General features: G+C 49.5%; 5 protein-coding genes. 2 read left to right on the top strand and 3 right to left on the bottom strand.

Going from position 1 to position 4,506, the window contains the following annotated elements:
- From FP827_05375 to FP827_05365, 3 genes are all read right to left on the bottom strand, one after another.
- Positions 1-430 (bottom strand): 6-phosphofructokinase (locus FP827_05375; GenBank protein MBA3052503.1); only part of this gene is annotated, 430 nt, incomplete at its 3' end.
- Between the two features lie 16 nt (positions 431-446).
- Positions 447-1,385: an acetyl-CoA carboxylase carboxyltransferase subunit alpha gene (locus FP827_05370; protein MBA3052502.1), complete on the bottom strand. Its 939-nt coding sequence runs from the start codon at positions 1,383-1,385 to the stop codon at positions 447-449.
- A gap of 7 nt (positions 1,386-1,392) precedes the next feature.
- Positions 1,393-2,133, bottom strand: a complete 741-nt coding sequence (locus FP827_05365) for a hypothetical protein (GenBank protein MBA3052501.1) — start codon at positions 2,131-2,133, stop codon at positions 1,393-1,395.
- 122 nt (positions 2,134-2,255) lie between these two features.
- Between FP827_05365 and FP827_05360 the strand changes: the two genes are divergently transcribed.
- Entirely contained in the window at positions 2,256-2,729 is a 474-nt protein-coding gene (locus FP827_05360; protein MBA3052500.1) for a CBS domain-containing protein, read from the top strand.
- An 8-nt stretch (positions 2,730-2,737) separates the two neighbouring features.
- Complete coding sequence (locus tag FP827_05355) at positions 2,738-3,907, top strand: cation:proton antiporter (protein MBA3052499.1); 1,170 nt, start codon at positions 2,738-2,740, stop codon at positions 3,905-3,907.
- Positions 3,908-4,506: the final 599 nt, after the last annotated feature.

The raw sequence follows: 4,506 nt of genomic DNA, 5'->3' as shown, positions 1-4,506 counted from the left end.
GATCATTATCTATGGTTTTGGGGATGTGGAAACAGCGCAGCTCGTAATTTTTTCTACGCGCCTCGCTGTTTATTATGTGCACCGTCTCGGCCGAATCATTGCCGCCTATGTAGAAGAAGTATCTCACACCGTATTTGTGCAGAACGCCGAATATTTTTTTACAATCGTCCGCTGTGGGTTTTTTCCTGACCGTACCCAGAGCCGAAGAGGGCGTGGCGGCGATCTTCAAAAGATTTTCTTTTGTTTCCTTTCCCAGGTTTACAAGATCCTCCTCAAGGATGCCCTTTATGCCGTGCACAGCGCCGAGGATAGATCTTATCTCTTTGTGCTTTTTAGCTTCAAGGACGGCTCCTGCAAGGCTCTGGTTTATCACCATCGACGGCCCGCCGCTCTGCGCTATCAGCATATTACCGGAAACGTTCTTTTTCATATCAGCCCCCCTGCCTTTAAGTTTTGAATTCGCCCATCTGTCTGAATTTTTTATACCTGTGTTCTGAATAATTCCTTTTTTTACTGATGGCCTCAAGAGCCGCGGCCATACTCTTTGAGAGGATCTCAAACTGTTTCGGCGGATTGAGGTGCGCACCGCCCATGGGCTCGGAGACGATCTCATCTATCACGCCCAGCTTCAGAAGGTCCTGCGCGGTGAGTTTGAGGACCTTCGCGGCTTCTTCCGCCTTGGAAGCGTCCCTGAAAAGGATTGACGCGCAGCCCTCGGGAGATATAACCGAATACACGGAATTGGCCAGCATCATCATGTGATTGCTCACGCCCAGAGCCAGAGCCCCGCCGGAGCCGCCCTCGCCTATGACAACGGAAATCACGGGGATCTGCAATTGCATCATATCTTCAAGATTCACGGCTATGGCCCTTGCCTGACCTCTCTCCTCGGCGCCGATGCCCGGATACGCGCCGGGCGTGTCAATAAATGTGAAGAGGGGAAGCGAGAATTTTTCGGCGAGTTTCATTATTCTAAGGGCTTTACGGTATCCTTCCGGCTGGGGCATGCCGAAATTGCGTTTTAATTTTTCGGCTGTTGTTTTCCCTTTCTCCTGGCCTATGACGGCGCATCTGATCCCGTTGAACTCGGCGAGGCCGCCGATTATAGCGGCGTCATCGGCGAACAATCTGTCGCCGTGAAGTTCAATAAAATTCGTGAACATGCCAGCGAGATAGTCGGTGAAAAGCGGCCTCAGCGGATGGCGGGCCAGCTGTACCCTCTGGAAAGGGCTGAGATTCGTGAAAATCTTGCGGCGTGTTTTTGAAAGTTTTTCCTTTAGGGAAGCTATTCCCTTTTCGTTTTTAATCGGGTTGACTTCAAGGCCCTTGATTTTTTTCTCTATCTTTAACAGCGGTTTTTCAAATTCAGGCGAAAGCTCGCTCATTGTTCTTTTAGAATGCCCCTTTGTAAAGTATGGAAAAAGTCCGCTGCTGCTGCTTATCAAGTTCTATGCGGCCGGCTTCGGAGATGTTCTCAAAAGACAGCATGAACTGCAGCCCGTCGACAACCTCATATTTCGCCCCGGCGTTCATACGGCAGAGATTCCGCCCCTGGCCCAGGTTAACAGCCTCATAATAGAAACCGACCCTTGACGGCGTGTAGTTGAATCCGGCGAAACCGCCGAGTTTATCCATGAAGTCGTGGTCAGGGTCACGATCTTTGTTATTGTAGTTCGTGACGCCTGTCAGATAGAGATTCGGCAGGATGAACTCTTTGGACATGACAAGAAAAGCTCCGAGCGCCTGTCTTGAGTATTCTCTCCTTGATGCGTCCCATTCATAACCCTGCGCGTCATAGCCCAGGGCCATCGCCGGCATGAGAACGCTTTCTCTGAAAAGATCGAGCTTAAGATATAGAGCGGGGTCACGCCCGTGTACCGTCTCAGAACCTATGAGATTGGCGATGTCCCAGGAAAATCCCACGTTCATTCCCTGCAGCACCCCGAAGACGGAGCGGGTCAGCATGCCCCCGTAGTTATAAACCCGGAACGACATATTGTACTCGCCGTAATTGAGGCACTCGCCGCTGGGTATGTATATGATGCGCTCGGAATTTCCGGCGGCATCACTGCTCTGAGGAGCTCCTAAAAACATCAGCGCGATAAAAGAACCTAAAAACAATTTATTTTTCATAATAGTCACCTCCATATTTTTCAATTCTATAAATATACTCGCCAAGAGTAAAGGATTAGCCCGCTGCGAGGCGCAGGCATTTCGTTATTTATAAATCGCTGTTAATTTATTAGAATGCTTTTATGCTAGTAAAAGATGTTATGATCCGTGACGCGATAACCGTTACGCGTTCAACCAATCTGAGAGAGCTTCTTGAGATATTCACGAAGTTTCACACTTCCCCGCTTCTGCCCGTAGTTGACCGCGACCGTGTTTTTCTCGGCGCCATAAAGCTGAAAGATGTGATAGAGCCTTTCTGCAGCATCCCTTCCCGCATGATGAGAACGGCAAAGTACGCTTCCGGCGGGAGCTTCATGATCAACGAACTCCAGTATATAAATATCCCGCCCGATTCGGGGACACTCTTTCTCGTTGACGATCTATATTCAAAAAAAATAATAACTATACAGGAGGACGAAACAATATCTTCCGCGGAGCAGATGATGGATCTTAACCGGATAGGGACAATTCCGGTTTTGAAAGGCCCGACATTTGCCGGGATGCTCACAAAATTCGATATTGTAATCGGCATTCTGAAAGAAAAAGGTATCATCTGAGTCCTTAAATGCACATTTTATTCAGTCTCGGCCTGGTGCTTATCGGCGCGTGGTTTTCCGGCAAAATCATCAAACTGATAAATCTTCCCCTCGTGACGGCTTACATAATCTTCGGAATAATAGCGGGGCCCTTCGCGATGAATATTGTGCACGGCAATCTGATAACCGTTTCCCCCCTCGTTTCAAGTGTCGGACTCGGTCTCATAGCTTTCAATATAGGCCAGAATTTCATATGGAGCGACATAAAGAGAATGGGCAAAATGGTGGCGCTGATATCGCTGTTTGAGGCTCTGGGCGCGTATTTTATGGTGATGCTCGCGGCCAGATATTTTCTCTCAATGGCATGGGCGCCCGCCATGTGCCTCGGGGCTCTGGCTTCCGCGACGGCCCCTGCGGCCACCATGATGGTTATAAAAGAGTACCGCGCGAGCGGCCTCTTCACCAGCACTCTGCTGGGCATCGTGGCTTTTGACGACGCCGTGTGCCTTATAATAATATCCATATCCCTCGCTATGGTAAACACGATGGCTATTATGGGCGCCGGGAACGCGGCTGTGAGCCATGCTCTGCTGTTTTCCCTGGGCAGCATAGGCGGCGCCTTGCTGACAGGAATCGTCCTGACTCTCCTCATCAAAAAAATCGCGCCTTTCGTCATCACGCGCGAAAATCTTCTGATTTTCATGCTCGCCTTTCTTTTCATCGGCATAGGCGTCTCCGAAATGCTCAAAATACCGCTTCTTCTGACATGCATGGTCATGGGGGCGGTTCTGGCCAACATATCCCATGAAACGAAATTTTTTGATGTCCTGCATGAAGTTGACGCGCCCGTCTACCTGCTGTTCTTTGTTTTCTCGGGGGCCAACCTGAAAATTAGCGCCATCACATCTGTGGGAGCTGTGGCGGCGGTTTATTTCATTGTGAGAGTCTTCGGTAAATTTGCCGGCGCGTATATAGGGGGCGTTCTGTCCCATGCGCCCGCGAGAATTAAAAAATATATGTGGCTCGGCCTGGTGCCTCAGGCCGGTGTGGCGCTGGGCGCGGCGCTCATGGTCAGAGACCAGCTCCCGCTGTATGGGGAAATGATCTTTACCACCATCGTCACCACCACTGTCGCTTATGAGCTGGTGGGGCCGCTGTGCACGAAACTGGCGCTCAGAAAATCCGGCGAGATAAGTTAGAGACCCGAAGCCGCCGCGGCGTCAAATCCGTCCTGCATGGCCTCTTCCATTGTCGAGTATTTCCATCCGCCGAAACGCCCGGTAGAGATTATGCCGCAGGATGTGAGAAAATCCTGAATTTCGGCAAGGGCTTTTTCACGCGCCATATCGTAGATGACATAAGCGTAGGGGATATCAATGTTTTTCCTGACAAGGATTTCATCGGATGCGATGTTAAGGAATTTCATGACAGACGCTTCGGATATTTTTTTTCTTTCCGAGCGGTAGGAACTTTCAATATAAATGGTTGAGAATTTATCCGGCACGGCGCTAAAATTTGATAAAAACCCCAATCGATAAAAAGGTATTTTCCCGTGCGGAAAATATATCCAGTGCCCCAGTGTTGAGAAATTTTTCTTAACGGCTATGTTCATGTTGTAAACACTTGTCCATTTGAGTTTTTTGGCCATGCTGTTCAGCGGGCCGCCCTTGAGATAATGAAGAAGTTCCGGGAGGGGGATCGTTGAGATCAGCGTGTCATAGGACATATTGCCGCCCTCAAAAAAGATCTTTTTTTTCAGGCAATCTATTTGCCTGACGGAGGCGTTAAACACTATGTT

This window comes from Candidatus Omnitrophota bacterium, from assembly GCA_013791745.1.
Taxonomy (GTDB): domain Bacteria; phylum CG03; class CG03; order CG03; family CG03; genus CG03.
Note: the sequence above shows the minus strand (reverse complement) of the source record. Positions and strands in the feature narration are given on the sequence as shown.